General features: G+C 70.1%; 24 protein-coding genes and 1 tRNA gene. 2 read left to right on the forward strand and 23 right to left on the reverse strand.

The genetic code is table 11. The annotated features are described in order from the left end of the window. Nucleotides 1-73: 73 nt before the first annotated feature. The 9 genes from coaE to rpsA all read right to left on the reverse strand — a co-directional run bounded on the left by coaE (nucleotide 74) and on the right by rpsA (nucleotide 9,858). Complete coding sequence (coaE, locus tag ABD241_RS16935; RefSeq protein WP_344065356.1) at nucleotides 74-1,282, reverse strand: dephospho-CoA kinase; 1,209 nt, start codon at nucleotides 1,280-1,282, stop codon at nucleotides 74-76. A 5-nt stretch (nucleotides 1,283-1,287) separates the two neighbouring features. Further along, nucleotides 1,288-1,749, reverse strand: a complete 462-nt coding sequence (locus tag ABD241_RS16940) for a PPOX class F420-dependent oxidoreductase (protein WP_344065360.1) — start codon at nucleotides 1,747-1,749, stop codon at nucleotides 1,288-1,290. A 2-nt stretch (nucleotides 1,750-1,751) separates the two neighbouring features. Next, nucleotides 1,752-2,414 carry a TetR/AcrR family transcriptional regulator gene (locus ABD241_RS16945; protein ID WP_344065363.1) on the reverse strand — a complete coding sequence of 221 codons (663 nt, stop codon included), beginning with the start codon at nucleotides 2,412-2,414 and terminating at the stop codon, nucleotides 1,752-1,754. 281 nt (nucleotides 2,415-2,695) lie between these two features. Then, complete coding sequence (locus ABD241_RS16950) at nucleotides 2,696-3,577, reverse strand: glycerophosphodiester phosphodiesterase family protein (protein ID WP_344065366.1); 882 nt, start codon at nucleotides 3,575-3,577, stop codon at nucleotides 2,696-2,698. 1 nt (nucleotide 3,578) lies between these two features. Continuing rightward, on the reverse strand, nucleotides 3,579-4,706 hold the full coding sequence (locus ABD241_RS16955; RefSeq protein WP_344065369.1) for an ABC transporter ATP-binding protein: 1,128 nt from the start codon (nucleotides 4,704-4,706) through the stop codon (nucleotides 3,579-3,581). 151 nt (nucleotides 4,707-4,857) lie between these two features. After that, nucleotides 4,858-6,159 (reverse strand): ABC transporter substrate-binding protein, encoded by a 1,302-nt coding sequence (locus ABD241_RS16960; protein ID WP_344065372.1) that lies wholly within the window; start codon nucleotides 6,157-6,159, stop codon nucleotides 4,858-4,860. A gap of 70 nt (nucleotides 6,160-6,229) precedes the next feature. Further along, nucleotides 6,230-7,186: a carbohydrate ABC transporter permease gene (locus ABD241_RS16965; RefSeq protein ID WP_344065375.1), complete on the reverse strand. Its 957-nt coding sequence runs from the start codon at nucleotides 7,184-7,186 to the stop codon at nucleotides 6,230-6,232. Next, a complete protein-coding gene (locus ABD241_RS16970) occupies nucleotides 7,183-8,082 on the reverse strand; it encodes a carbohydrate ABC transporter permease (protein ID WP_425580818.1) in 900 nt (299 codons plus the stop codon). Before ABD241_RS16970 ends, ABD241_RS16965 begins: the two co-directional genes overlap by 4 nt. Before the next feature lie 264 nt (nucleotides 8,083-8,346). Continuing rightward, on the reverse strand, nucleotides 8,347-9,858 hold the full coding sequence (rpsA, locus tag ABD241_RS16975) for a 30S ribosomal protein S1 (protein ID WP_344065381.1): 1,512 nt from the start codon (nucleotides 9,856-9,858) through the stop codon (nucleotides 8,347-8,349). A 170-nt stretch (nucleotides 9,859-10,028) separates the two neighbouring features. Here rpsA and ABD241_RS16980 point away from each other — a divergent pair, with 170 nt between their 5' ends. Continuing rightward, nucleotides 10,029-10,859 (forward strand): class I SAM-dependent methyltransferase, encoded by an 831-nt coding sequence (locus tag ABD241_RS16980; RefSeq protein ID WP_344065384.1) that lies wholly within the window; start codon nucleotides 10,029-10,031, stop codon nucleotides 10,857-10,859. Nucleotides 10,860-10,933: 74 nt separating this feature from the next. Here the strand turns inward: ABD241_RS16980 and ABD241_RS16985 are convergent, their stop codons facing one another. The 5 genes from ABD241_RS16985 to polA all read right to left on the reverse strand — a co-directional run bounded on the left by ABD241_RS16985 (nucleotide 10,934) and on the right by polA (nucleotide 17,080). Beyond that, complete coding sequence (locus tag ABD241_RS16985; RefSeq protein WP_344065387.1) at nucleotides 10,934-13,132, reverse strand: hypothetical protein; 2,199 nt, start codon at nucleotides 13,130-13,132, stop codon at nucleotides 10,934-10,936. Then, a complete protein-coding gene (locus ABD241_RS16990) occupies nucleotides 13,129-13,278 on the reverse strand; it encodes a hypothetical protein (RefSeq protein ID WP_344065391.1) in 150 nt (49 codons plus the stop codon). Before ABD241_RS16990 ends, ABD241_RS16985 begins: the two co-directional genes overlap by 4 nt. Further along, on the reverse strand, nucleotides 13,275-13,649 hold the full coding sequence (locus ABD241_RS16995) for a hypothetical protein (RefSeq protein WP_344065394.1): 375 nt from the start codon (nucleotides 13,647-13,649) through the stop codon (nucleotides 13,275-13,277). The genes ABD241_RS16990 and ABD241_RS16995 overlap by 4 nt, the downstream gene beginning before the upstream one ends. After that, the gene (locus ABD241_RS17000; RefSeq protein ID WP_344065397.1) at nucleotides 13,646-14,245 is read right to left on the reverse strand and encodes a hypothetical protein; all 600 of its coding nucleotides are present in this window, start codon (nucleotides 14,243-14,245) and stop codon (nucleotides 13,646-13,648) included. Before ABD241_RS17000 ends, ABD241_RS16995 begins: the two co-directional genes overlap by 4 nt. A gap of 159 nt (nucleotides 14,246-14,404) precedes the next feature. Beyond that, a complete protein-coding gene (gene polA / locus ABD241_RS17005; protein ID WP_344065400.1) occupies nucleotides 14,405-17,080 on the reverse strand; it encodes a DNA polymerase I in 2,676 nt (891 codons plus the stop codon). A gap of 77 nt (nucleotides 17,081-17,157) precedes the next feature. On the opposite strand from polA, the gene ABD241_RS17010 reads away from it, so the two are divergent. After that, the gene (locus ABD241_RS17010; RefSeq protein WP_344065403.1) at nucleotides 17,158-17,595 is read left to right on the forward strand and encodes a hotdog fold thioesterase; all 438 of its coding nucleotides are present in this window, start codon (nucleotides 17,158-17,160) and stop codon (nucleotides 17,593-17,595) included. A 63-nt stretch (nucleotides 17,596-17,658) separates the two neighbouring features. Here ABD241_RS17010 and ABD241_RS17015 read toward each other — a convergent pair whose 3' ends face one another. From ABD241_RS17015 to pyk, 9 genes are all read right to left on the reverse strand, one after another. Beyond that, a complete protein-coding gene (locus tag ABD241_RS17015; protein WP_344065405.1) occupies nucleotides 17,659-18,240 on the reverse strand; it encodes a GNAT family N-acetyltransferase in 582 nt (193 codons plus the stop codon). Between the two features lie 173 nt (nucleotides 18,241-18,413). After that, nucleotides 18,414-19,133, reverse strand: a complete 720-nt coding sequence (locus ABD241_RS17020; RefSeq protein ID WP_344065689.1) for an ABC transporter ATP-binding protein — start codon at nucleotides 19,131-19,133, stop codon at nucleotides 18,414-18,416. Then, nucleotides 19,123-20,019 carry an ABC transporter ATP-binding protein gene (locus ABD241_RS17025; protein WP_344065408.1) on the reverse strand — a complete coding sequence of 299 codons (897 nt, stop codon included), beginning with the start codon at nucleotides 20,017-20,019 and terminating at the stop codon, nucleotides 19,123-19,125. The genes ABD241_RS17020 and ABD241_RS17025 overlap by 11 nt, the downstream gene beginning before the upstream one ends. After that, on the reverse strand, nucleotides 20,012-21,163 hold the full coding sequence (locus ABD241_RS17030; protein ID WP_344065411.1) for a branched-chain amino acid ABC transporter permease: 1,152 nt from the start codon (nucleotides 21,161-21,163) through the stop codon (nucleotides 20,012-20,014). The genes ABD241_RS17025 and ABD241_RS17030 overlap by 8 nt, the downstream gene beginning before the upstream one ends. Further along, nucleotides 21,160-22,149 carry a branched-chain amino acid ABC transporter permease gene (locus ABD241_RS17035; RefSeq protein WP_344065414.1) on the reverse strand — a complete coding sequence of 330 codons (990 nt, stop codon included), beginning with the start codon at nucleotides 22,147-22,149 and terminating at the stop codon, nucleotides 21,160-21,162. Before ABD241_RS17035 ends, ABD241_RS17030 begins: the two co-directional genes overlap by 4 nt. 108 nt (nucleotides 22,150-22,257) lie before the next feature. Then, the gene (locus ABD241_RS17040; RefSeq protein ID WP_344065417.1) at nucleotides 22,258-23,400 is read right to left on the reverse strand and encodes a branched-chain amino acid ABC transporter substrate-binding protein; all 1,143 of its coding nucleotides are present in this window, start codon (nucleotides 23,398-23,400) and stop codon (nucleotides 22,258-22,260) included. Between the two features lie 151 nt (nucleotides 23,401-23,551). After that, nucleotides 23,552-24,256 (reverse strand): ANTAR domain-containing response regulator, encoded by a 705-nt coding sequence (locus ABD241_RS17045; protein ID WP_425580811.1) that lies wholly within the window; start codon nucleotides 24,254-24,256, stop codon nucleotides 23,552-23,554. A 102-nt stretch (nucleotides 24,257-24,358) separates the two neighbouring features. Continuing rightward, a tRNA-Leu gene (locus ABD241_RS17050) sits at nucleotides 24,359-24,444 on the reverse strand. A gap of 140 nt (nucleotides 24,445-24,584) precedes the next feature. Next, nucleotides 24,585-26,042: a pyruvate kinase gene (gene pyk, locus ABD241_RS17055; RefSeq protein WP_344065420.1), complete on the reverse strand. Its 1,458-nt coding sequence runs from the start codon at nucleotides 26,040-26,042 to the stop codon at nucleotides 24,585-24,587. Nucleotides 26,043-26,095: the final 53 nt, after the last annotated feature.

Consider the following 26,095-nt stretch of genomic DNA (forward strand, 5'->3'; position numbering starts at 1 on the left):
GAACGCCGCCACAGCGCCCTGCGAGGTCACCCACCCGTCAGCCGACTGCAACCAACCTGATGGCTGGGTACACCTAGCGGGGCTGCCAGCCGGTGCGCTCGGCCCACGCGTTCGCCCGCTGCCACGCGCCCTCGAACCACGGTTCCTTGGCCACGACGTAGTCGGCGCTCGAGTCGTGCTGGGCCAGCAGCCTCCGCTTCTCTGCCGCGTAGGCGTCCCGCTCGGCCGGCTCGTGGCGCAGCCAGTCGCGGAAGAGCAGGGCGAACCGCCAGCCCGCAGAGCCGTGCTCGCGGACGTGGACGTGCACGTGGTTGCCCGGGTCGCACCCCCCGAGGAAGCGCTTGACCCAGTCGGACGCGGGCGCGCCCTGCGGGTGCGGCGTGTCGGAGTGGTTGCCGTGCGAGAACACGTAGCCGGCGTCGACGAGCGCCGCACGCACGTCCGGGCGGTCCACGTCGGCGAGCGCGCGCACCCCGACCTGCACGTCGATGACGTCCTTGGCGAGGAGCCCCGGCACCGACGTCGACCCGATGTGCGACACCTCGGTGACGACGCCGGTGGCTGCGAGGGCGGCGGCGAGCCGGGCGACGACGCGCTCGGCCCTGGCCTCCCAGTCCGCACGCGGCTCGACGACGCAGTCGCTCGCCCGGTCCGGGCGGCGGGAGCGGGCGCCGCGTGCGAGGTTGGCGGCATACGGCTGGAGGCGGTCGTGCCACAGTGCGTCGACCGCCCGCACGAGGTCGTTCGGGGTGCCGGCATTGTCCAGCACGACGTCTGCGGCGGCACGCCGCTGCTCGTCGGTGGCCTGCGCCGCGATGCGGTGGCGGACGTCGTCCTCACCGAGGCCGCGCTGCTCGACGAGCCGGCGCACCCGGGTCTCCACGTCGGTCTCGACGACGACCGCCAGGTGCTCGTGCACCCACAGGCTGCGCTCGACCAGCAGCGGCATGTCGTAGACCGAGACGCCGTCCCGGGGGACGGTGGCCCGCCGCTGCGCCACCCGCTCGGCGATCGCCGGCCCGGTGATGGCGTCGAGGGCGGCCAGGGCCTGCGGGTCGGGGAACACGACGGCAGCGAGCGCCGCGCGGTCGAGGCTGCCGTCCTGACGGATCACCGTGTCGCCGAAGCGCTCCCGGATCCGCCCGAGGGTCGGCTCCCCCGGCTCGACCACCTCGCGGGCCACGGCGTCGGCGTCCACGACGTGCGCCCCGAGCTCGCCCAGGCGGCGCGAGACGGTCGACTTGCCGGAGCCGATGCCGCCGGTGACCCCGATGCGCAGCACGCGCGTCAGGCCAGGCGGGCCGGGAAGCCGCCCCGGGCGACAGGGCCCCAGCGGGTCGGGGTGACGCGCAGCAGCGACTTGCCCTGGTCGACCATCGCCCGGCGGTACTCGTCCCAGTCGGGGTGCTCGCCGGAGATGGCCCGGAAGTAGTCGACGAGGGGCTCCACGGACTCGGGCAGGTCGATGACCTCGCAGTCGCCGTCGACCTGCACCCACTCGCCCCCGAAGTCGTCCGAGAGGACCAGGACGCTGACCTGCGGCCGGCGGCGGGCGTTCGTCGTCTTGGCGCGCTCGGGATAGGTCGAGATGACGATGCGCCCCTGCTCGTCCACACCACCGGTCACGGGCGACGCCTGCGGGCGGCCGTCGGAGCGCTGGGTGATGAGCACCATGGAGTGGCGCGGACTCACGAACTCGAGCAGGGCGTCACGGTCGACGTCGGTGTTGGTCGCGATCTGGCGGGGCATCGTCAGTCCTCCTCGGTTCCGGTGCTGGCGCGGTCGAAGATCGACACGAGCGCCTCGGCCAGCCAAGCGGCATACATCCGGTGTGTCCAGCCGCAGCGGCGCACAAAGCGGTCGTAGATCTCCGGGGCGGTCACGGTCCAGACGATGTCGATGAAGCGCTCGCGGTCCAGCCGGGGCGGCAGCCCGTGCGCCGCCTCGAGGGCGTCGAGCGCGTTGGTGTTGCCGACGCGGCGCTCGCGGTCGATGGTGGCGAGGAACTCCTGGAGGCCGGCGTCGCCGCCCCCGCCCTGGGCCAGCAGGACACCGAGCAACGGGCCGACCCGCTCGTAGATCGTGGCGCAGAGGGCGGCATACGCCCGCATGAAGGACTCTCGGTCGCCGGCCTGGGACATGGCACGGAACTCGGGGCGGTCCTGCATCGGGACGGGCGCGTCGTCCCCGACCAGCATGACGTCGTAGACGGCCTTGACCACGGCCGCCTTGCCACCGACGGCGTTGTAGACGGTCTGCGCGCTCACTCCCGCCGTCCGCGCGAGCTCACCGACGGACATGGCGTGGTAGCCGTCTCGGAGGAGCATCTCGCGGGCGGCGTCGATGATCCGGGCCCGGCGCTGGAGCGCGGCCTGCTCCCGTGAGGTGTTGTCGTACGAGCGGCCTGTTGACATCTGAGCCCTTCAAACGCATCATGAGTTCGCTGGAACGTGGTTCCAGCGAATGGGTGGGGTTCAGGGGTCCCCACCCATCTGTTGCACCCGGGCGGCAGGGCCGACCTCGACGTGTCCGACCCTGGTTCCGGACTCGCTCGTGTCGGCCCGCCGGCCGGTCTGTCGTTGCGCCCGAGTGTGCCACGGGCGGCTGCGGGCCCGACCGGGTGGGGCGGTCCGTGGCACCAGCGGCACCAATGGCACCAATGGCCCCGCGTGGCACCGGGCCGGTGCGCCGGCGCTCAGCTCCCGACCGGCGAGGACAGCGCCACCGCGCGGTCGGGGTAGTCCGACACCAGTCCGTCGACGCCCGCGGCGAGGAGCTCACTCATGCGCTCCGGGTCGTTGACCGTCCACGGCAGCACGGCGAGCCCCAGGCCATGGGCCCGCTCGACGAAGGCGGCGTCGACGAGGGCGTGCTGGGGCGAGATGACCTGGGCGCCCACCGCCGCAGCCCCCGCGCACACGTCGTCGTGCGACCCGTCGACCTGCACACTGCCGGTGAAGGGGCTTCCGGGGACCCAGGTCCGGGAAGGCTCCACCAGCGCCGAACGGGCGACGTCGGGGGCCAGCTGCGCCGACAGCTCCAGCACGGTCCAGTCGAACGAGTGCACGAAGCACTGCCGCTCCACCCCTGCCTCGTGCACGCCGGCCAGGACGCCCTCGAGGAGCTGCCGCCGACCCGCGGACTCCCCCTCGTGGAGCGGGTCGACCTTGAGCTCTATCGTCCACCACACGTCGGGAGCCCGCTCGCGCCCGTGGGCGAGCACCTCGTCCAAGGTCGAGATCCGGGCGCCGGGCGACGGGCGCTGGTCCGGGTAACCCGCCAGCGTCTGGCTGCCGACGTCGACGGTGCGCAGCTGCTCCAGGGTCAGCTCCTCGAGCCGGGCCCCGACGACGTCGGGGCCGGTGGCGAGGCACTTCTCCGGCAGCAGCACCGCGTCGTGCCACACCACGACCTGCCCGTCTGCCGTCAACCGGACGTCGAGCTCGACGCCCGTCGCGCCGGCGTCGAACGCCGCGGCGAAGCTCGCCAGCGTGTTCTCGACGACGAGGCCCTTGGCGCCTCGGTGTCCCTCGACGTCGAACCGGCCCGAGGCCCAGGGCCCGGGCGGTGCACCCACCTCAGGCCTCGATCCGGGCGCCCGACGCCGCGTCGAAGACGTGCACCTCACCGTGGTCGGGCTCGACGTGCACGAGGTCTCCCACCGTCAGGTGCGTGCGCCTGTCGAGGCGCACGGTGACCCGCTCGCCGCTCTCGCCGGAGCCGACCGGGCGGCCGTAGACGAACGACTCGGCCCCCAGCGACTCGACGAGGTCGACCTTGAGCGCGAGCGAGGTGCCGTGCGAGGAGCTCGAGCCGTTCTCTCCGGCCGGCCGCGGGTCGGGCGTCGCCACCACGTGCCAGGACTCGGGACGCAGGCCCACGACGACCTTCTCCCCCGCCCGTGCGGCGACGGCCCGGTCGAGGGGCACCGGGACCCCGTGGACCCGGGCGATGCCCTCCCGGACCTCGGACTCGACGAGCGTGATGGCGGGCGAGCCGATGAAGGAGGCGACGAAGGTGTTGACGGGGCGGTCGTAGAGCCGCTCCGGGGTGTCGACCTGCTGGAGCCTGCCGTCGCGCAGCACCGCGACGCGATGGCCCATCGTCATCGCCTCGACCTGGTCGTGCGTGACGTAGACGGTCGTGATGCCGAGGCGGCGCTGCAGCCCGGCGATCTGCGAGCGGGTCGAGACGCGCAGCTTGGCGTCGAGGTTGGACAGCGGCTCGTCCATGCAGAAGACCTTGGGGTTGCGCACGATGGCCCGGCCCATCGCCACGCGCTGGCGCTGTCCGCCCGACATCTGGCCCGGCTTGCGGTCGAGCAGCTGCTCGAGCTCGAGGATCTTGGCGGCCTCGGCGACCCGCTGCTTCGTCTCCGCCTTGCTCACCCTGGCGTTGTCGAGGGCGAAGGCCATGTTCTGGGCCGCCGTCATGTTCGGGTAGAGCGCATAGCTCTGGAACACCATGGCGATGTCGCGGTCGCGCGGCCGCACGCCGTTCTGGTCGTGGCCGTCCACGAGGACGCGGCCGCCGTCGACCGGTTCGAGACCGGCGAGCATCCGCAAGGTCGTCGACTTCCCGCAGCCGGACGGGCCGACGAGGACGAGGAACTCGCCGTCGGCGATGTCGAGGGTGATCCCGTCGACCGCCGGGGCCTCGTCCTTGGAGAACCGACGAGTCGCCTCGTCGAAGTACACGGTGGCCATGGCCGCCTCTCGGGTCGTTTCGTTCGGTGGGCTGGGGCCGGGGACGTGGGAGGCGCGAGCGTGCCCCGCCACCTCCCACGTCGGCCCGGTATGCCGTCCGCTCGCCCCCTGGGGACGGCGCGGACGGCATACGGCCGGGTCTGGCAGCGCGTCAGGCGCCGAGCTTGCTCTTGATCTGCGACGCGAAGACCTGCTTGCTCTGGTCGTCGAGGCTCTTGAAGACCGTCGCGACGTCCTGGCCGGAGACGATCTGGTCGAGCCCCTTGCCGATGCGGGCGCCGCCGCCGGGCAGCAGGACGCGCGCGTTGTCCTGCGAGCGCGTCTTCGGCAGCTGCTCGATGGCAGTCTTCGCGTTGGGGTTCTTCTCGAGGAACGCCTTCTCCTCGGGCAGGTCGACCGCCGACTTGCGCACCGGCATGTAGCCGGTGGCCTGCGTGAAGGTGACCGTGCTCTTGGCGTCGGTGAGGAACTGGACGAACTTGACGGCGTTCTTCTTCCGCGCGTCGGAGATGCTCGCCGGGATCCCGACGCCGGCTCCACCGGTCGGGCAGTTGCCCTCGCCGGGCAGGAAGGCGGTGCCGAAGGGGAACTTCGCGTCCTTGGCGACGCCGCCGAGGGAGCCGGTCGACATCATCGTGCAGGCCACGATCCCGGCCGTGAAGTCGGGAGCCGGGTCCTTGGACAGCTTGAGGAAGCCGTTCTTGGCGAGGTTCTGCAGGTAGGTGCCCGCCTTGATCGTGTTGGGGTCGGAGAAGGTGGGCGTCCACTCCTTGGAGTAGGCGCCGCCGTAGCCCCAGACCATGTTCTGGAACACCCAGTCGAGGTAGTTCGAGCCGTCCGGGAGCTCCATGACGATCTTGTCGGAGCCGGCGGCGGCCTTGAGCTTCGGCGCCCACGTCAGGAACTCGTCCCAGTCCTTGGGGCCACGGTCCTCGAGGCCGGCCGCCTTCCAGAGGTCCTTGTTGTAGTAGAAGAGCGGTGTCGACCGGGAGTAGGGCACCGCGTAGTGCTTGTCCTTGAGGTTGTAGTCGTTGTAGAGCGCGTCGACGTAGTCGGCGGTGTCGACCTTCGCCGCCGAGAGCAGGTCGTCGAGAGGCGCCAGCTGCTTGTTGAGGGCGAAGTTGAACCACGTGACGTCGGAGACGACGACGACGTCGGGGAGCTGGCCGCCGGCGAGGGAGGCGTTGAGCTTCTGCGCCACCTCCTCGTAGTTCTTGCCGGCGTCGACGAGCTTGACCTTCAGGCCCGGGTTGGCCGTCTCGAAGGCCTTGATCAGCGCCTGCTCGGTCGGCTTGCTGTTGCCCGGGTGGTTGCTCCAGAACTCGATGGTGTTGCTGGAGCCGCCCGCGTCGCCGGACGTGGCGGACGTGCCGGTGCCCGCGCAGGCCGCGAGGCTCGCCATGCCGGCAGCGCCGGCGAGGCCGAGGAAGCCGCGGCGTGAGAACTCGTTCATGGATGGTGCCTTCCCTGTGTCGTGTGTGGAGTCGTGGAGAGACGCGAATGAACCTGTCGCCGTTGGCTTCTCAGCTCTTGACGGCACCTGCGGTGAGGCCCTTGATCATCTGGCGCTGGAGGACGAGGAAGAGGACGAGGATCGGCAGCATCGCTAGCACCGTGCCCGCCATGACCGGCCCCCAGTTCGTCACGCCGTCGTTGTTCTGCAGGAAAGTCAGGCCGACGGGCAGCGGGGCGGTGGACTCGTCGTCGGACATCAGGAACGGCCAGAGGTACTCGTTCCACTCGTTGACGACCGTGATGAGCGCGAAGGCCACCAGCGTCGGCCAGGACATCGGCATGACGACCCGCCACAGCAGCTTCATCGGGCCGGCGCCGTCGAGGCGCGCGGCCTCGATGATCTCGCCGGGCAGGTTGAGGAACTGGTTGCGCATGAGGAAGGTGCCGAAGGCGACACCGGCCAGCGGGATGATGATGCCCTGGTAGGTGTTGCGCCAGTCGAGCTGCGCGACGAGGGCGTAGTTGCTGATGACGGTGATCTGGTTGGGCACCATGAGGGCCGCGATGACGACGAGGAAGACCACCGAACGGCCCGGGAAGCGCAGCAGCGACAGGGCGTACGCGCTCATGACGCCGAGGACGATCTTGGCGATGGAGGTGGCCGAGGTGATGATCAGCGAGTTGCGGACGTAGTCGAAGAACGGGATGCGGGTGGTCAGCTCGCTGTAGTTCTGGCCGGTCGCGGGGTCGGGCCACCACTTGGCGGGGCGGACGTAGATGTCGCCCCGCTCCTTGAAGGAGGTGATGAGGATCCAGAAGAGCGGGACCGCGACGACGAGGACGACCAGGACCATGCCGGCGTAGCCGGCTGCCGTCCAGACGGGCCCGCGGTGGTGGTCGGAGGCCTCCACGTTGTGGGCAACGCGGCGCCGCCGCCGCCCGGGCGCGGCAGGACCCGGCTGCGTCTCGTCGTCCCGGGCCTGGCCGAGCCGGCCCGCGCCGCCGACGGTGGTCGAGGTGGTCATGCCTGCTTCCCCCTGTCCATGAACCGCACCTGCACCACCGTCACGGCGAGCAGGATCACGAACATGACCGTGGCGACGGTGGCGCCGTAGCCGGCGCGCTGGTTGACGAAGGTCTCCTGGTAGACCTGGTAGACGAGCGTGGTGGTGCCGTTGCCCTGCGGACCACCGCGGGTCATGACGTTGATGATGTCGAACACCTGCACGGAGCTGAGCAGCACGGTGATGGACAGGAAGAACGTCGTCGGCCGCAGCTGCGGCATGAGGACCCGGCGGAACCGCGTCCACGCCGAGGCGCCGTCGATCTCGGCGGCCTCGTCGAGGTCGGCGCGCCTGCCCTGCAGGGCGGCGAGGTAGATGACGAAGGTGTAGCCGAGGTTCTTCCAGATGTAGGTGAAGGTCACCATGAACAGCGCCCAGCCCGGCTGCTGGTAGAAGTCCGGCGACTGCACGCCGATGCGGGCGAGCAGGTCGTTGACCAGGCCGAAGCGCGGGTCGAACACGAACTGGAAGGCGATGCCGATCGCCGCCCCGGAGATGACGAACGGCGCGAAGACGACCGACCGAACGAGGTTGCGGCCCTTGAGCTTCTGGTCGAGAAGCAGCGCGAGCGCCAGCCCCAGCGCCATCGAGATGCCCACGGTCGCCACCGTGAAGACCACGGTGTTGCGGACGATGACCCGCGTGTCGTCGCGCCCGAACCACTCGATGTAGTTGGAGAGGCCGACGGGGTTGGCGATGGGCGAGCTGATGTTCCAGTCCGTGAACGACAGCCGGATGTTGTCGAGCAGCGGCCGGTAGGTGAACACCACGAGCAGGACCAGGTTCGGCAGGAGGAGCAGGGCTGCCAGGGACCACTCCCAGGCCCGGCCGCTCGAACGGCGGGGAGCTGGCCCCACCTCCGGGGGCGGCCCGCCGGATCCCGGTGTGGCGCTGCGGTGTTCGGTCAGCGATGACTGCACCCGGCAAACCTAGCGGCGCAAATGCACCGAATGCGGCTTTGGAGCAGCGCGCTTTCGACGTGTCTCTGAACGGAGGATGAAGGCGCCCCCGGCTGCCACGACGCCCGCCGGAGCGCGTACGGCGCCTGCCGGGAAGACGGAAGAGCCCCGGACCCAACGGGTCCGGGGCTCCTCCGGGCGATCAGCCCTGAGCGTCGGGGCTCAGTTGCCGGTCAGCTTCTCGCGAAGCGCGGCGAGCGCCTCGTCGGAAGCCAGGGTGCCCTCGGCCGGGGCCGGGGCGTTGCGCGAACCGCGGTCGCCGCGGTCGGTGTCGCCCGCGTCGGCGACGTCACCGGTCGCGGACGAGTAGGACGTCGCGGAGCCGGCGCCCGCCGCAGCCTCGGCGTCGGCCTTCGTCGCGGCCTCGACCTGCGCCTTGTGGGCCTCCCAGCGAGCGTGGGCCTCGGCGTACTGACGCTCCCACTTCTCGCGCTGAGCCTCGAAGCCCTCGAGCCACTCGTTCGTCTCCGGGTCGAAGCCCTCGGGGTACTTGTAGTTGCCCTGCTCGTCGTACTCGGCGGCCATGCCGTAGAGGGTCGGGTCGAACTCCGACACCGGCACGGACGCGTCGTTGGCCTGCTTGAGCGACAGCGAGATGCGGCGACGCTCGAGGTCGATGTCGATGACCTTGACGAAGATCTCGTCACCGACGTTGACGACCTGCTCCGGCAGCTCCACGTGGCGCTCGGCCAGCTCGGAGATGTGCACGAGGCCCTCGATGCCGTCCTCGACGCGCACGAACGCACCGAAGGGGACGAGCTTGGTGACCTTGCCCGGGACGACCTGGCCGATGGCGTGGGTGCGGGCGAAGTGCTGCCACGGGTCCTCCTGGGTCGCCTTCAGCGACAGGGAGACACGCTCGCGGTCCATGTCGACGTCGAGCACCTCGACGGTGACCTCGGTGCCGACCTCGACGACCTCCGACGGGTGGTCGATGTGCTTCCACGACAGCTCGGAGACGTGGACGAGACCGTCGACGCCGCCGAGGTCCACGAACGCACCGAAGTTGACGATGGAGGACACGACGCCCGAACGGACCTGGCCCTTCTGGAGCTCCTTGAGGAACGTCGTGCGCACCTCGGACTGCGTCTGCTCGAGCCAGGCACGGCGCGACAGGACCACGTTGTTGCGGTTCTTGTCGAGCTCGATGATCTTGGCCTCGATCTCCTTGCCGACGTAGGGCTGGAGGTCACGGACACGACGCATCTCGACGAGCGAGGCGGGAAGGAAGCCGCGCAGGCCGATGTCGAGGATGAGGCCACCCTTGACGACCTCGATGACGGTGCCGGTGACGACGCCGTCCTCCTCCTTGATCTTCTCGATCGTGCCCCAGGCGCGCTCGTACTGCGCACGCTTCTTGGACAGGATCAGACGGCCTTCCTTGTCCTCCTTCTGGAGGACGAGGGCCTCGACCTCGTCACCGACCTTGACGATCTCGCCCGGGTCGACGTCGTGCTTGATGGACAGCTCTCGCGAGGGGATGACGCCCTCGGTCTTGTAGCCGATGTCGAGCAGGACCTCGTCCCGGTCGACCTTGACGATGCGACCCTCGACGATGTCGCCGTCGTTGAAGTCCTTGATGGTGGCGTCGATCGCCGCAAGGATGTCTTCCTGAGAGCCGATGTCGTTGATGGCGATCTCAGGCGCGGTCTTCTCGACCGTGTTGGCAGTCATGTAGTAGGAACTCCGATTGTGGACAGTTAGGTTGGGGACCTCGCGGCGGTGGACCTGACGGTCGGCGCCCCGATGCCTTGTGGACGGGTTCAACAGTGTTCGCGCACACGGATGTGCCCGGCAATCCTATCCGCGCCGTTCACACCCGGTCAAAAGAGATGACGTATGCCGTGAGCACGCCCCGTGAAGCCGTCCGCCGCCCCGCTCCCGCCACCGAGACGGCCACCGCCAACCGGACCTGGTGGGACGCCGAGGCCGACTCGTACTACCTCGAGCACGGCGCGTTCCTCGGCGACACCGACTTCGTCTGGGGTCCCGAGCGGCTGCGCGAGGCCGACGCGGGGCTGCTCGGTGACCCCCGTGGGCAGGTGGTCCTCGAGATCGGGGCCGGCTCCGGCCAGTGCTCGCGGTGGCTGGCCGGTCGCGGGGCCACCGTGGTGGCCACCGACCTGTCCGCCGGCATGGTGCGGACCGGCGTGGCCGTCAACCGGGCGCTGGAGGACGCGTCGGACCAGGCCGGGGACGCGGTCCGCGTGCCGTTCGTGCAGTGCGACGGACGGGCCCTCCCCTTCGCCGACGCCTCCTTCGACACGATCTTCACGGCATACGGCGTGGTGCCGTTCGTCGCCGACTCCGACGTCGTGATGGCCGAGGCCGCGCGCGTGCTGCGACCCGGGGGCCGCTTCGTCTTCTCGACGACCCATCCCATCCGGTGGGCCTTCCCGGACGACCCGGGGCCCGGTGGGCTCGAGGCGCGCCACTCGTACTTCGACCGCACCCCCTACGTGGAGCAGGACGGCGCGGGCCGGGCGGTCTACGTCGAGCACCACCGCACCGTCGGCGACCGGGTGCGCGAGATCTCCGCCGCAGGCCTCGTGCTCGTGGACCTCGTCGAGCCGGAGTGGCCCGAGGGGCACGAGGAGCCGTGGGGCGGCTGGTCGCCCCTGCGCGGCCGTCTGATCCCGGGCACGGCGATCTTCGTCTGCCGCAAGCCGGCCTGACACGAGCCGCCCGGCTCCGCGGACGACGACGGCCACGGACCCGTCGGGTCCGTGGCCGTCGCGCCCCGTCGGTCTCAGAGGAGGCGTCGTCGCAGGAGGACGGCACCTCCCGCCAGGCCGAAGACGCCGGCCGCTGCAGCCGTACGACCCAGGTTCGCCGAGCCCTGGCCGTCGACACCCGCGAGCTCGAAGGAGTACGCCGTGGCGCCGTCCGCCCCCTTCGGAGCGCCGTAGGCCATGCCCTCGGTCTTGGCGCGCTGGGCGCCGACCTCGATGAGGGCGTACTTCTCGCCGTAGTCGGCAGCCGTCGCCTTGCCGGCCGCGACGAGCTTCTTCGTGCCTTCGTCCGAGAGCTTCTGCGCCCCGTCGCGCAGCTGCGGAGCACCCGACGCCGCGTCGGTGAGGCCGGCCGAGATCTGACTCGCACCCGAGGCGGCGTCGCCCAGGCCGTCCGAGAGCTGGTCCGCGCCGTCCTTCAGCCTGCCCGCGCCGTCGTCGAGCTGCCCAGCGCCTGCCGCGAGCTGGCCGACACCGCTGTCGAGCTGGCCGGCGCCCGTCGCGAGGTCGCTGGACCCGGTCGCGAGCTTGTCGGCGCCTGCACCGAGGTCCTTGGCCCCGGCGGCGACCTGCCCGGTTCCCGCCTGGAGCTGAGCACTGCCCACGGCCAAGGCCTTCGTGCCGTCGTTCAGCGCCATGGCGCCGTCCGAGAGCTGACCCAGACCATCAAGCAGGTCCAGGCCTCCGGTGGTGAGCTGGTCGACACCTCCTTGCAGGGCGTGCACCCCACCTCGCAGGGTCCCGTCCTCGAGCTTGTCGGCGTCGCCTCCGATGCCCTTGATGACGCCGTTCGTCAGCGCGTCGAACCCGGCCATGATCCCGGGCTGGCCTCCCGCGCCCGCCAAGGCCTCCTTGAGCCCGGGCTTCCTCGGGTCGCAGGTCGCGAGCGAGGTCGCACTCAGTCCGCACTCGATCTTGGTGAGACCAGGGACCGCGCGTTCGAGGAGGCGGCCTCGAAGGTAGGCGAGGCCCTGTTGCAGCGTGGCATCGCCGGGCAGCGGGGCATCGAGGTCGGGACTCGTGCTACTGGGGTCGGCCAGCTTTGCCCGACCCGCCCCGAGCTCCTTGGCCAGCTCCGCGAGGACTGCCTTGTGATAGGGGTCGGTCGTGGGTGCGAGCGGCGGACGCACTCCGCCGGTGGCGGCGTAGCAGGGATCGGCGCCAGGTGTCGCGCCACCGTTGAGGTCGTTGATCACCTTGACGGCGCAGCCGAGCTGCTCATAGGCGCTCTTGCCCTGGGTGCCGTAGACGCCGGCCTCCATGGTGTCGATGCCCGGACCTGCGGCCTTCAGCTGCTGACGGAGCTGGTCCACTCCCCCGATGAGGGAGGCGTCGTTGTCCGTGCTTCCGAGGCCGGCAAGCATGGCGGCGAGTCCGCCACGGATCCGGGCGACGTCAGGACCGCCGACGGTCGACGACATCTTCGCCAGGCCCTTGTCGACATCCTCCAAGCCGCCGGCAACCTTCTCCAGGCCGACCAGGAGGGCCGGGGCCCGGCTGCCGGCTTCGAGCAGGCCGTCGGACAGCATGGTCGCTCCCGCGTTCACCTGACCGGCACCCTGGGCGAGTCGCCCCGCGCCATCGTGGACCTGTGTGGCACCACCACTCAGTCTGCCGGCACCGGCGTCGAGCTGGCCGGCGCCGGTCGCGAGCTGGCTGGCTCCTCCGGCGACCTTGGCGGACCCGTCCTTGGCCGCGCCTGCCCCCTCACTGAGTTTCGTCGTGCCGTCCTTGAGTTGACCGGCTCCGGTCGCGAGCTGGTGCGCCCCGGGCAGTGCCTGGGCGCCGAGGCCCGCGTCCAGCTTCTTCGCACCGTCGCGCAGCTGGATCAGGCCGGCGAGAAGGGTGCCCGCCCCGTCGCGGAGCTTGAGCAGGTTCGCGTCGATCTCCGTGGCGCCCGCCGTGAGCGTCGCGCCGGTCGTCGCGCCGCCCTGGTAGCTGGCCGCACCACCCTTGAAGGACGGGCTGTCCAGCGGGCTGACGGGCAGGGCCGAGACGTTGGCCCTGGGCACCGTGCCGTCGACGATGTCGGCGGCGTAGCCGAAGGTGGCCGTCGGGGTGCCGATGGGGCCGAAGAGCGTCATCGTGAAGGTCAGCTTCGTCCCGCCGTGGCCGTCGCCGGCGAGGGCGGCTTCCTTGGACCCGACGTTCGTGAAGGTGTCGGGCAGCGTGGTGGTGAGGGACCCGACCATGGGGATCACGACGCTCTGCGTCACGGACTGCTGTGCCCGGTGCCGTCGTCGAACGAGACGACCTGAGGTCGGCCGGTGACGTTCGCGACGGTGTAGCGGACCTCGAGGTGACCGCTGCGGCCGAGGACGTCGGCGGGTGCGACGGGCCTCCCGTCGAGCGTGTAGGTCACCGAGACCTCGAGCGGCAGCTTCTTCGTGTAGTCGCTGACCTGCGGAGGCGCTGCTCGCCGTCGACGGCGAAGGTCCCGACCATCTCGCCGTTCCGGACCTCGAACCCGCCGAAGCCGTCGAGGTTGCGCAGCCCCTTGGTCTCGACGGGGTTGCGGAGGTCGACCGTGCCGCGGCCCTTCATCGCGACCTGCTCGTAGACCCGGGCGACGTCGACCTTCCCCGAGGCGTCGAGGTACGCCTGGACCGTCTCGGTGTCGGAGACCTGCACCGCGCTGTCGGTGGCCGCGGAAGCGGGGCCGGCGGCGAGCACCAGGAGGGTCGGCATCGCCGCGAGGCCCGCGACGACGGTGGCCAGGGTTCGTGTGCTCACTGGGCTGCTCCGGTCACGAGGTCGTCGAGGTTGGTGGGCATGGTGGATCGCTTCGTCGGCTCCTCGCCCACCGCGGCGCGGCGCGGCCGACGCGAGCCGGCTGCCGCCGGGTCACCCTGCGGCGCAACGAGACTCGCTGCCAGGTAGCCGAGTCCGACGGCGAGGAGCACGGTGGTCGCTGCGGCCGGGGAGTCGCTGAGGAACTGCGACGGCGCGCTGGTGTAGACCGACTCGTAGGAGCCCACGATGGAGGCGGCTCCGACGAGGCCGCTCCACAACGGCAGCCGTCCGCCGCTCAGTGCCGCGACGACCGCGATGAGGGCGACGACGAGGAAGGCAGCGACCGCTCTGCCGCCGGACGAGTCCGGGAGCCAGGCGGCGCGCAGCGCGAACCCGAGCCAGGCGAGCAGGAACCCCGCGAGGAAGCCGACCGGCTTGCCCCACGCGGGACGGTGTGGGACGAGGCCCAGGACCCCGCCGAGAGCTGCGCCGACGAGGGCGACGTGCTCGAGGTCGAGACCGAGCAGGTTGCTCAGTCCGATGATGACCGCCGCGAAGACGGCGAGACACAGACCTGTGACCAGGCTTCTGACCATGTCCACCTCACAGTAAAAGCACCCGTCTCCGTCGACGGGTGCAAGTTACTGGTCAGTATGCGGTTGCTCGAGGCACACGTCAGGCAAACCGGACAAGCGACACGGTCGTTGCCGAACCGTGACCAACCGGGCAGGCGCCGTGGGTGTGCCTTCGACCCCTCAGTGGGCGGCGTCGTGCCACGAGCCGCCGACGCCGACATTGATGTCCAGGGGCACGTCGAGCTCGGCAGCGTGACCCATCTCGTGGCGGACGAGCTTGTCGAGGTCGTCACGCTCTCCGGGCGCCACCTCGAGCACGAGCTCGTCGTGGACCTGGAGCAGGATGCGCGACCTGGCGCCGGCAGCGGTGAGGGCGCGGTCGACTCCGATCATCGCCACCTTCATGATGTCGGCCGCCGAGCCCTGGATGGGGGCGTTGAGCGCCATGCGCTCGGCCATCTCGCGACGCTGGCGGTTGTCCGAGGTGAGGTCGGGCAGGTAGCGCCGGCGGCCGAACATCGTCGCCGTGTAGCCGGTGCCACGGGCCTCGGCGACGACCTCCTTGAGGTAGTCGCTGACGCCGCCGAAGCGCTCGAAGTACCCCTCCATCAGGCCCCGCGCCTCCTCGGTGCTGATGGTCAGCTGCTTGGAGAGGCCGAACGCCGACAGCCCGTAGGCAAGGCCGTAGGACATCGCCTTGACCTTGGACCGCATCGCCGGGGTCACCTGCTCCGGCTCGACACCGAAGACCTTGGAACCGACGAAGCTGTGGAGGTCCTCACCGGTGCGGAACGCCTCGATGAGGCCCTCGTCGCCGGACAGGTGAGCCATGACGCGCATCTCGATCTGGGAGTAGTCCGCGGACATGAGCGCCTCGTAGCCGTCGCCCACGACGAAGAGCTCGCGGATGCGACGCCCCTCCTCGGTGCGGATGGGGACGTTCTGCAGGTTGGGCTCGGTGGAGCTGAGGCGTCCCGTCGCGGCGATGGTCTGCAGGTAGGTGGTGTGGATGCGGCCGTCGTCGGCCACCGACTTCTGCAGCCCCTCCACGGTGACGCGCAAGCGGGCGGAGTCGCGGTGGCGCAGCAGCGCCTCGAGGAACGGGTGCTCCGTCTTGGTGAACAGGTCGCCCAGCGCGTCGGCGTCGGTCGTCCAGCCGGTCTTCGTCTTCTTGGTCTTCGGCATGCTGAGGGTGCCGAACAGCACCTCCTGCAGCTGCTTCGGAGAGCCGAGGTTGATCTGCTCGCCGCCGATCGCGTCCCAGGCGTCCTGCTGCGCCTGCGCCACCTTGGCCGCGAAGTCGCCCTCGAGCCGGTCGAGGCCCTCGACGTCGACGGCGATGCCGGTGCGCTCCATCCGGGCCAGCACGTCGACGAGCGGGATCTCGACCTCGGCCAGCAGCTGCTCGCCGCCCGTCGCGGCCACCTGCTCGTCGAGGACGTCGGCGAGGTCACGCACGGCGGTCGCGCGCACCATCTCCTTGTGGGCAGCCTGCTCATCGGCGTCGCCGCCGAAGTCGAGCATGCCCTGGCCGTCTGTCGGTGCAGCCCCGCTCAGCTCACGGCGCAGGTTGCGCAGCACGAGGTCGTCGAGGTGGTAGGTGCGCTGGTCGGGCTTGACGAGGTAGGCCGCGAGCTGCGTGTCGCTCGTCAGCCCACGCAGCCACCAGCCCCGCGCTCCGATCGCCTCGATCGGCCCCTTCGCGTCGTGCATGGCCTTGGGGCGTGAAGGGTCCTCGAGCCAGGCCCCGACGGCTGCCTCGGCCTCCGGCGTCAGGCTCTGCAGGTCGATCCAGGCAGCGCTGCCGTCGCCGGCCGCCACCGCGAGGGCCGTGGCGTCACCGGTGCCGCGAGCCCAGGTGCCCATGACGGACAGGCCGACGCGCTGGTCGGAGACGAGGTGCTCGGCGACCCAGGCGGGAACCTGCTCCGGCGTCAGCACCGCGCCGTCGACGTCGAAGCCCTCCTCGGCCTCGGGGGCGGCAGCCTCGACGGTGGCGAAGAGCCGGTCGCGCAGCACGCGGAACTCGAGCCCGTCGAAGACGGTGTGCACCTCCTCGCGGCTCCACTGCGTGCGGCGGAGGTCGTCGATCTCGAGCCCGACCGGGCTGTCCTTGACGAGCTGGTTGAGGCGGCGGTTGCGCAGCACCTGGTCGAGGTGGTCGCGCAGGGCCTGGCCGGCCTTGCCGGTGATCTTGTCGATGCTCGCCACGATGCCGTCGAGGTCGCCGTACTGGGTGATCCACTTCGCGGCCGTCTTGGGTCCCACGCCCGGCACGCCCGGCAGGTTGTCGGACGACTCCCCCACCATCGCCGCGAGGTCGCTGTAACGGACGGGCGGCACGCCGTACTTCTCCTGCACCTCGGCGGGGCCCATCCGCCACACCTCGGACACGCCGCGCACCGGGTAGAGGATCCTGACCCGGTCGGACACGAGCTGGAAGGTGTCGCGGTCGCCGGAGCAGATGAGCACGTCCACTCCCGCCGCCTCCGCCTGCGTTGCGATCGTGGCGATGATGTCGTCGGCCTCGTAGCCGTCGAGCTCGAGGTGCTTGATGCGCAGCGCGTCGAGCACCTCCTTGACCAAGGGGATCTGGCCCGCGAACTCGTCCGGCGTGCGGGCACGTCCCGCCTTGTACTCGGAGTACTCCTCTGTGCGGAAGGACTGGCGGGCCTTGTCGAAGGCCACGGCCACGTGCGTCGGCTCCTCGTCGCGCAGCATGTTGATCAGCATCGAGGTGAAGCCGTAGACCGCGTTGGTGTGCTGGCCGGTGCTGGTCGAGAAGTTCTCGGCAGGCAGGGCGAAGAAGGCGCGGTACGCCAGCGAGTGTCCGTCGAGGAGGAGAAGTCGGCTCACACCGGAAGCCTAGTGGCGCCCACGGACAGGCCCGACAGCCGAACACCCTGCCGGCCCGGCGGCATACGATCGCGGGCATGACTGACTCTTCGACGCAGACGTCCGGGCAGACTCTCGAGGGCATGCGCTCGATGGCGGAGGGAACCCTCATCGAGCGGATGGACATCCAGATCACCGAGGTCTCCCCCGAGCGTCTCGTGGCGACGATGCCGGTGGCCGGAAACACCCAGCCCTACGGCCTGCTCCACGGCGGCGCCAGCGTCGTGCTGGCGGAGACGCTCGGCTCCATCGGCGCGCAGCTGCACGCCGGACCGGGGCGCGTGGCGGTCGGCCTCGACATCAACGCGACGCACCACCGCGCGGCGCGCAGCGGCATCGTCACGGGGACCGCCACGCTGCTCAACGCCGGGCGCACGCTCGTCAGCTACGACATCGTGGTGACCGACGAGAACGGCAGGCGCATCTGCACCTCGCGGATCACCTGCCTGCTGCGCGACGCCGCTCCCGGCGCCTGACCCCAGGCCGCGGCACGTCTCAAGGGCGCACGAAGGGCCCGGGCCGCAGGCCCGGGGCAGTCGTCAGCCGGCGATCTTCGGGTCGTGCCGAGGTGTGCGGGCCCTCAGGTCGCGGCGCCGCTGGAGCAGGTCGAGCGAGACCCGCTGGGAGCGGGGCTCGCCCGCGAGCTTGCGCTGGAGGGTGGGGGCGGAGGCCACGCGGCGCACGGTCTCGGGCGCGAACCCCAGTCGGGCGAAGAAGCGGTTGGCGTCGCGGTCGCCTGCGGGAACCGCACTCGCCAGGTGCTCGCAGCCCTGACGGTCCGCGTAACGGCACGCGGCCGTGAGTAGGGCCCGACCGACGCCCTGACGACGCAGGTCGGAGTGGACGAAGAGCATGTCGATCGACACGCAGGGCGAGTCGACGAGAAGGCTTCGTGTGGAGTCCGCGAGGACGACATAGCCTGCAGGGCGATCGTCGACGAATGCCATGAACGCGCAGATGTCGTTGCGGCACAGGGCATTTCGCAACGTGCCGTCAAGCGCCAGACGCTGTGCCGCCTCGGGGGTCGTACCACCCTCGACCCGGTGCGCGATCCACAGCTCGATGAACTGCGGGTGCAGGCTCTCCTCGACCCGCTGCACCGACACCACTGCTCGACCCATCATCCCTCCTGTTCCAGCCCCGAGGTCACCCGGGGAACACTACGACCATAGAGGCCCGGGCGGAAGGGGAACCAACAGGTCTCCCCGACGAAGACGGGGCGCCTCGACACCGTCGAGACGCCCCACCTTCGGATTCCGAATGCCGGTGCCCTGCGCCGGCACCGACCCGGGTCCTACACGTCACCACCGAGGTAGGCGGCCTTGACGGCGGGGTCGGCGGCGAGCTCCTTGCCGGTGCCCTCCCGGACGATCTCGCCCGTTTCGAGGATGTACGCCCGGTGCGAGCGCTTGAGCGCCTGCGCGGCGTTCTGCTCGACGAGCAGCACCGTGGTGCCCTGGCTGTTGATCTCCGTGACGATGTCGAAGATCTGCTGGATCAACTTGGGGGCAAGCCCCATGGACGGCTCGTCGAGCAGCAGGAGCCTCGGCTTGGCCATCAGCGCCCGGCCCATCGCCAGCATCTGCTGCTCGCCGCCCGACATGGACCCGGCGGCCTGGTTGCTGCGCTCCTTCAGGCGCGGGAAGAGCTCGAAGACGCGCTCCAGGTCGTCCTTGACCGCCTTGGTCTTGCGGTCTGGACGCGCGTAGGTGCCCATCTCGAGGTTCTCCATCACCGTCATGCCGACGAAGCAGCCACGCCCTTCCGGCGACTGCGAGATGCCGAGGACGGGTCGCTCGTGCGACGGGGTGTGCGTGATGTCCTTGCCGTTGAACCTCACCGAGCCGGCTCGCACCGGGCGAAGGCCCGAGACCGTCTTCATCGTCGTGGTCTTGCCGGCCCCGTTGGCCCCGATGAGCGTGACGATCTCACCCTCCTCGACCGTGAAGCTGATGTCGCGGATGGCCTCGATGCGCCCGTAGTTCACGCACAGGCCGTTGACCTCAAGAAGCATCTTCCTCATCAACTCCCAGGTAGGCGGCGACGACCGCCGGGTTGTCGCGGATCTCGGCAGGCGAGCCCTCGGCGATCTTGCGGCCGAACTCGAGGACGACGATCCGGTCTGTCACGCCCATGACGAGCTTCATGTCGTGCTCGATGAGCAGGACGGTGTAGCCCTGGTCGCGGATGGTGCGGATGAGCTCCATCAGCTTGGCCTTCTCGGCCGGGTTGAACCCGGCTGCCGGCTCGTCGAGGCAGAGCAGCTGCGGGCTGGTGGCCAGGGCGCGCGCGATCTCGAGACGGCGCTGGTCACCGTAGGGCAGGTTGCGCGCCAGCTCGTCGGCCTTGCGGTCCAGACCCATGAAGGTGAGCAGCTCCATGGCCCGCTGGTAGCCCTGCGCCTCCTCGCGCCGGTGCTTGGGCAGGCGGAACATGGCCGACCCGACGCCGGTCGAGTGGTGCGCGTCGGCACCCACGAGGACGTTCTCGAGCGCCGTCATGTTGGCGAAGAGACGGATGTTCTGGAAGGTGCGGGCGATCCCGAGCTTGGTGATCTCGAACTTCTTGCGCTTGCCCAGCGGCTCGCCGAGGTAGCGCACGGCGCCCGACGTCGGCTGGTAGACGCCCGTCATCACGTTGAAGCAGGTCGTCTTGCCGGCGCCGTTGGGTCCGATCAGGCCGAGGATCTCGCCCTTGTTGATGTGGAAGCTCACCTCGTTGAGGGCGACCACACCGCCGAAGCGGAGCGTCACGTCGTCGACCTCGAGGAGGCGCTCCCCCGCCGGCACGACCGGCACGCCGATGTCGGCGGGCGCGATGTCGACGTCCGGGTTGATCTCGGTGGCCTCGTCGGCCTGCAGCGGCTGGCCGGGCTGCGTGGTGCGGATCGGCTCAGACATTGGCTTCTCCTTCCTCGAGGACGGCCTCGGTGGCATCCGCGCGCTTCGCACGGACGGTGCGACGCGGCGGCAACAGCCCCTGCGGCCGGAAGATCGCGAGCAGCATCAGGGCCAGACCGAAGACCAGCACCCGGAAGTCGGCGAACTCGCGGAAGCGCTCCGGGAAGTAGGCGACGACGATCGCGCCCACGATGACGCCCCACCGGTTGCCGGCGCCACCGACGACGACGGCGGCCAGGAACAGGATGGACAGGAGCAGGATGAAGCTGTCGGGCGAGATGAACCCGGACTTGGTGGCGAAGAGGGCTCCGGAGAGCCCACCGATCGCGGCACCGAGCGCGAAGGCGAGCAGCTTGAACCGGAACGTCGGCACGCCCATCAGCTCCGCCGCGTCCTCGTCCTCTCGCGTCGCCTCCCAGGCGCGCCCGACCCGGCTGTTCTTGACGAGGATGTCGAAGAGCAGGACGAGGGCGATCACGATCAGGGCGAGCCAGTAGTAGGGGACGAAGTCGCTGATCCCGAACTTCAGGAACGTCGACGTGGTGTCGAGGTCGACGACCGGGACACCGTTGCTCCAGTCGAGGCTCGGCACGCTGAAGACGATGACGCTCGGCGGCTTGGGGATGTCGGAGATGCCCTGCGCCCCACCGAGCCACTGCGAGTTGACGAGGCAGAGGCGCACGATCTCGCCGAAGCCGAGGGTGACGATGGCGAGGTAGTCACCGCGCACGCGAAGGGTCGGCGCGCCGAGGATGACGCCCGAGACCATCGCCGCCGCGATGGCGATGGGCAGGACCACGAGCCACGACAGGTTCGCGTGCTGCGAGCTCAGCACACCGACGGTGTAGGCGCCGATCGCGTAGAAGCCGACGTACCCGAGGTCGAGCAGGCCGGCATACCCGACGACGATGTTGAGGCCGAGCGCCACGAGGACGTACGTCGCGACGGTGAACAGCACACCGCCGAAGTCGGAGCCCTCGGTGGTGATCACCGGGATGTTGAGCATCGGCAGCAGGAACAGGAAGATCGCGAACAGCACCCAGAGGATGATCTTGGCGGCCCGGGGCAGCGAGTCCACACGCTGCTTGAAGCCAGGACGGCGGGTCTTGGCGGCGCCGGCTGCAGGGGTCGTGGCGGTGCTCATGCGCGGGCCTTTCCGAGGGACTCACCGAGCAGGCCGGTGGGCCGGAAGAGCAGGATGAGCACGAGCAGGACGAACGCGACGACGTCCTTCCACTGCGTGCCCACGAGGGCGGAGCCGTAGTTCTCGGCCAGACCCAGGACGAAGCCACCGAGCAGGGCGCCGCGCAGGTTGCCGATGCCGCCGAGGACGGCCGCCGTGAAGGCCTTGACGCCGAGGATGAAGCCGACGTCGAAGCGCGTGATGCCGATCTTCAGCATGTAGAAGACGGCTGCCGCGCCGGCCATGAGACCGCCGACGAGGAAGGTCACCTGGATGACGCGGTCGCGGTTGACGCCCATGAGCGCCGCGGCCTCGGGGTCCATCGCGACGGCGCGGATGCCGCGGCCGAGGCGGGAGCGACGCACGAACTGGTCGAGCAGGACCATGATCGCGACCGCACCGACGATGACGAAGATGTCGACGTTCGTCACCTGGTAGTCGAAGAGCGTGAAGACGGGCTGCGGCGAGACGACCTCGGGCATGCCGGTGTTGTTGCGCGAGTTGGCGACGTACGGGCGGACCGAGGCCTCGAAGCCCAGCAGCTGCGCGATCTTCTGGCGCAGGCCCATCAGCTCGGAGAGCACGAAGGAGGCGCCGATGGCGGAGATGAGGGCGATGAGCGGTGGCGCGTTGCGCTTGCGCAGTGGCCGGTACGCGAAGCGCTCGAGCAGCACCGCGATGAGCCCGGACATGGCCATCGCCGCCACGAACATCATGGCTATCCAGAAGATCACCTGCCCGACGCTCCCGCCACCCTTGGCGCCGAAGAGGGTGATGACCCACAACGCCGCGAAGGTGCCGTACATGAACACCTCGGAGTGCGCGAAGTTGATGAGGCGCAGCACGCCGTAGACGAGGGTGTAGCCGAGGGCGACGAGGGCGTAGATCGCACCGAGGGTCAGGCCGGTGACGGTCAGCGAGAAGAAGTTGTCGATCAGGTACTGCATCCAAGACCTCCTGGGCCGGGTGCGGTGGGCGGGATCAGGTCGACGGTGTCACTCGAACAGGGGCGGCCGGAGCATGGTGCTCCGACCGCCCCTGACGAAGACGCCGAACTACTTGATCTCGCCGACGGACACGAACTTGCCGTCCTCGACCTTGTAGGCGAAGACCTTGATGTCCGAGGACTCGCCCTTCGCGTCGAACTTCAGCTGCTTCGTGACGCCCTTCTTGTCGTAGGACTTGACGAAGTCGACCATGCTCGCGCGGTCCTTGCCGGCGGCGATGCCGTCGAGCAGGATCGTCGCGGCGTCGTAGCCCTCACCCGAGTAGGTGTTGGGGTCCTGGTTGTACTTGGCCTTGTACGCCTTGGCGAACTCGGGTGCGATGTCGGCCGGCACACAGGGGCAGGTCACGACGGCACCGACGGCCGCGGGGCCGGCGTTGTCGATGAACGACTGGTCCTTGACGCCGTCGGCAGCCACGAACGTGCCCTTCCAGCCGGCGTCGCGCAGCTGCTTGACCAGCGGCGCCGCCTCGGGGGCGTAGCCGCCGTAGAAGAGTGCGTCGGCGCCGGAGGCCTTCACCTTCGTGACGGAGGCGCTGAAGTCGGTCTGCTTCTGCTGCACCGTGTCGTTGCCGACCACGGCCGAGCCGAGGTCCTGACGCACGATGTCGGCCAGGCCCTTGCCGTACTCGGAGGCGTCGTCGATGACGAACGGCTTCGTCGCCTTGACGGTGTCCTTGATGTACTTCGCGGCGGCCGGGCCCTGCGTGGCGTCGTTGCCGAGGACGCGGAAGAAGGTCTTCCAGCCGTTGTCCGCGAGCTTGGGGTTGGTGGCCGACGGCGTGATCGTGACGAGGCCGGCCTCGTTGAAGGCCGGGTCGGCGGCCTTGGACTCACCGGAGAACGCGGGGCCGACGATGCCGACGACCTTCTTGTCGTCGATGGCCTTCTTCGCCAGCGCGGGCGCCTGGGTCGGGTCACCCTGCGAGTCGTAGTTCTCGAGGGTCACCTTGCAGTCGGCGTGCTTCTTGTTGTAGTCGTCGAGGGCGAGGTTCACGCCGTTCTGGATGTAGATGCCCAGGTTGGCGTTCGGACCGGTGAGGGCACCGAACATGCCGATCTTCTGGTCGCAGGCCTTCGCCCCGCCGCCGGAGCTGCCGGCCGTGGAGGTGTCGCCGCCCTTGGTGCCGCAGGCACCGAGTGCAAGTGCCGCGACCACGATCGGCACAGCGAGCTTGAGGGTAGAACGCACGGATGTCCTCCTGATGTCACACGTCCCTCGGATGAGGATTGAGACGGAGACTAGGCCGAAACTCGCACCATGGTCATCAGATACGCGGATCGGTGACCGTGTCGTGACCTGCGGGGGCCGCGGTCGCCGCAGGGCTCGGCCGCAGCCGGGGTCAGGACGCCGGGAAGCCGTTGATGACGGCCTCGGCGACCTCCTTCATCCCGAGGCGGCGGTCCATCGCGGTCTTCTGGATCCATCGGAAGGCGTCGGCCTCGGTGAGCTTGAGCTGGCTCATCAGCACGCCCTTGGCGCGGTCGACGAGCTTGCGCGTCTCGAGGCGCTCCCCGAGGTCGGCGATCTCCGCCTCGAGGGCCTTGAGCTCCTGCCAGCGCGACGTCGCGATGTCGATCGCGGGTCGCAGGTCGTCCGCCGTGAAGGGCTTGACGATGTAGGCCATGACACCGGCGTCACGGGCGCGCTCGACGAGCTCGGTCTGCGAGAAGGCGGTCAGCATGATCACGGGGCACAGCTTGGCCTCGTGCAGCTGCTCGGCCGCGGAGAGGCCGTCGAGCACCGGCATCTTGACGTCCATGATCACGAGGTCGGGCTTGACCTCCTTGGCGAGCTCGACGGCCTGCTCACCGTTGCTGGCCTGGCCGACGACGTCATAGCCCTGCTCGCCGAGCATCTCGACGAGGTCGAGGCGGATCAGGGTCTCGTCCTCGGCGACGAGGATCCGGGTGCCTCCCGACGCCGGGGCGCCGGCACCGGTCGGAGCGGGCTGCGGCGCTGCGGTGGCGGCGGAGGCCGCGGCGGCCGCGCTGGCGGGGGTCGGCTTCGGCGTGGTTCCTGCGTCGGTGCTCTCGTCGGTGCTCACGGGCAAAGCCTAGCCGGGGCCGCGTTTCCGGCGCGTTTCGGGATCGTCGATGCGGAACGCGGACGGGAGGGGGACGGGGCGAGCAGCGATCAGCCCTGCTGCTGGTGCCGAGGGCGGGACTCGAACCCGCACGACCTTGCGGCCAGAGCATTTTGAGTGCCCCGTGTCTGCCATTCCACCACCCCGGCAGGAGTGCCGCGCCAGCATACCTGCGCGCGCCGCCGCGGTCGGTCGGCCCCCGCCCTGCCCACGCCACCGGCAGGGGTATGCCGCCGGCCCCGGCCCGGCGGCATACGCACGCTCGTCGTTCGCTCGACTCCGACGAGCCTCAGCCGGTGACCTCCTCCGGCCGGTAGGCCGGGGCGGCACGGTTGACGGCGTCACCCACACGGTGGACGCGCAGCGCGTTGGTCGAGCCCGGGATGCCGGGAGGGGACCCCGCGACGATGACCACACGCTCGCCCTCGGTCACCCGGCCCTCCGGGATCAGCTTGAGGTCGACCTGCATCGCGAACTGGTCGGTGTGGTGCATGCGCGGAACGAGGTAGGTCTCGACGCCCCAGACGAGGGCCAGCCGGGAGCGGACGCGCGGCTCCGAGGTGAACGCCAGCATCGGCAGGCGGGGTCGGATGCGGGCCATGCGGGTGGCCGAGCCACCCGTCTCGGTGAAGGTGATGAGGAACCGGGCCCCCACGACCTCACCGATCTCGACGGCCGCCTTGGTGACCGCTCCCCCGACGGTCTTGGGGTTGGTGGGCATCGGCGCGATCTTGTCGTAGCCGTGCTCCTCGGTGGACTCGATGATCCGCGCCATCGTGCGCACCGCGTCGATGGGCCAGGCGCCGACCGACGTCTCGCCGGAGAGCATGAGGGCGTCGGCGCCGTCGAGGACGGCGTTGGCGGCGTCGGAGGCCTCTGCACGGGTGGGCCGGGGGTTCTCGATCATCGACTCGAGCACCTGGGTCGCAACGATGACCGGCTTGGCCTCGCGGCGCGACAGCTCGATGGCACGCTTCTGCACGAGCGGCACGTCCTCGAGCGGCATCTCGACGCCGAGGTCACCACGCGCCACCATGATGCCGTCGAAGGCCCGGACGATGCCCTCGAGGTTCTCGACCGCCTGCGGCTTCTCGACCTTGGCGATGACGGGGATGCGCTCGCCGAACTCGTCCATGATCTCGTGCACGTCGACGATGTCCTCGGCCGAGCGGACGAAGGACAGCGCGATCATGTCGACGCCGAGGCGCATCGCGAACCGCAGGTCCTCGCGGTCCTTGTCGGACAGGGCCGGCACGCTGACTGCGACACCGGGCAGGTTGATGCCCTTGTTGTTGCTGACCTGACCGCCGATGACGGTCTCGGTGAGCACGTCGGTGTCGGTGACCTCGACGGCGCGGAGCATGACCTTGCCGTCGTCGATGAGCAGGACGTCGCCGGGGCTGACGTCGCCCGGCAGGCCGGCATACGTGGTCCCGACGATCGTGTCGTCGCCGTCGACGTCGCGCGTGGTGATGGTGAAGCGCTGCCCGGGGCTCAGGGTCACCGGGCCGGACGAGAACCGCCCGGTGCGGATCTTGGGGCCCTGCAGGTCGACGAGGATGCCGACGGCGCGGCCGGAGGCGTCACCCGCGGCACGGATGTCGCGGTAGACCTGCTCGTGCACGGAGTGGTCACCGTGGGAGAGGTTGAGCCGGGCGACGTCCATCCCGGCGTCGACGAGGGCGCGCAGCTGGGAGGGTGAGGAGGTCTTGGGTCCGATGGTGCAGACGATCTTGGCGCGACGCATGCTTCAACCTTATGGGTGCTGTGACGTGGGTCACCACGCGGGTTCGCCCTCTG

This window comes from Terrabacter lapilli (assembly GCF_039531305.1).
GTDB classification, from domain to species: domain Bacteria; phylum Actinomycetota; class Actinomycetes; order Actinomycetales; family Dermatophilaceae; genus Terrabacter; species Terrabacter lapilli.